This window comes from Candidatus Nitrosarchaeum limnium BG20 (assembly GCF_000241145.1).
Lineage (GTDB): Archaea > Thermoproteota > Nitrososphaeria > Nitrososphaerales > Nitrosopumilaceae > Nitrosarchaeum > Nitrosarchaeum limnae.
The window spans coordinates 1-1,334 of sequence record NZ_AHJG01000171.1 but is presented as its reverse complement, the minus strand read 5'-3'; the positions used below and the strand labels follow the sequence as shown (position 1 = coordinate 1,334).

At 33.8% G+C, this 1,334-nt stretch carries 3 protein-coding genes; all 3 read left to right on the top strand.

Annotation, left to right across the window (positions count from 1 at the left end):
• Positions 1 to 343: imidazoleglycerol-phosphate dehydratase (locus BG20_RS05345; RefSeq protein WP_010191896.1), on the top strand; the 343-nt coding region annotated here is incomplete at its 5' end.
• The gene (hisH, locus tag BG20_RS05340; RefSeq protein ID WP_010191894.1) at positions 343 to 948 is read left to right on the top strand and encodes an imidazole glycerol phosphate synthase subunit HisH; all 606 of its coding nucleotides are present in this window, start codon (positions 343 to 345) and stop codon (positions 946 to 948) included. The genes BG20_RS05345 and hisH, both read left to right, overlap by 1 nt.
• Positions 945 to 1,334, top strand: a 390-nt coding sequence (locus tag BG20_RS05335) for a HisA/HisF-related TIM barrel protein (RefSeq protein WP_010191891.1), incomplete at its 3' end; no start/stop codon positions are given. The genes hisH and BG20_RS05335, both read left to right, overlap by 4 nt.

The window sequence follows — 1,334 nt, the reverse complement described above, 5'->3', positions numbered from 1 at the left end:
ATTAGGAACAAGAAGTGGGATTACTAGATTTAGCTATGCATCAGTACCCATGGATGAGTCTTTAGCTGAAGCTTCAATTGATCTAGTAAAAAGACCCTTTTGGAAACTAGTATTATCCATTAAACGAAATACAATTGAAGGTATATCAAAAGAAGACTTGGAACACTTTTTCCAATCACTGCTTCAAAATCTAAACAGTTGTGTTCATCTTACTGTAAAGTATGGTGATAACGATCATCACAAAGTGGAAGCAGCAATAAAGTCCTTGGCCGTTGCATTTAGGGAAGCATCCTCATATGACAAAAAGCAAAAAGGTATTCCAAGTACAAAAGGTTCAATGTAATGGTTAATCTAGCAATATTTGACTATGGAGCAGGAAATATCTTTAGTCTAAAAAATTCACTTGAAAAATCAGGAGCTACTGTGGATGTAATTACTGATTTTGACAAACCGAATATTTACTCTGGTCTTTTACTTCCTGGAGTGGGAAATTTTGATCCTGCAATTAAAAGCATAACCAAATCAAAAACTAATTTCCATAACTATGTTAAAGACAATACCCCTGTTCTGGGAATTTGTCTTGGAATGGAAATGTTTTTTGAGAAAAGTGAAGAAGGAAAAGAAAAAGGATTAGGAATAATTCAAGGCGATGTCATTATTCTTCCACCGTCAATGAAAGTTCCACATATGGGTTGGAATAATTTAGAAATTAAAAAACCAGGAAGGCTTCTTGAAGGGATTAAAGATAATACATGGGTTTATTTTGTTCACTCGTATAGAGTCAAACCGGTTGACAATAGTGTAATTACGGCGGAATCCGATTATGGAATAAAGGTACCAGCAGTAGTTGAAAAGAGAAACTTTTTTGGGACACAATTTCACCCAGAAAAATCAGGTAAAGTAGGAAAAATAATGATTCAAAATTTTCTAGATGTGTGTAAAAAATGAAAGTAATCCCTGCAATTGATCTTATGGATGGTAAAGTAGTACGACTCTACAAAGGCAATCCTGATCAGAAAACAGTCTATAGTGATAATCCTGTAGAGGTAGCAAAAAAATGGCAATCAAATGGCGCTGATATGCTTCATCTAGTTGATCTTGATGCAACTCTTGGTAGAGGCTCAAATCTTTTAACAATTAAAAAAATTGTAGAACAGATCTCAATTCCGATTCAAATCGCTGGAGGATTACGAGATGAATCAACAATTACTGATGTTTCAAAAATCTGTAATCGGGTTGTTTTAGGTACTTTGGCTTTTAAGGATAAATCAATGCTAAAAAAATTATTGAAGTTTCTAGGTTCTGAAAAAATTGTAATATCAGTTGATCACACA

Bases quoted from the DNA above. Each gene is read 5' to 3' on its own strand.
- hisH (WP_010191894.1), top strand. From the start codon at position 343: ATGGTTAATCTAGCAATATTTGACTATGGAGCAGGAAATATCTTTAGT.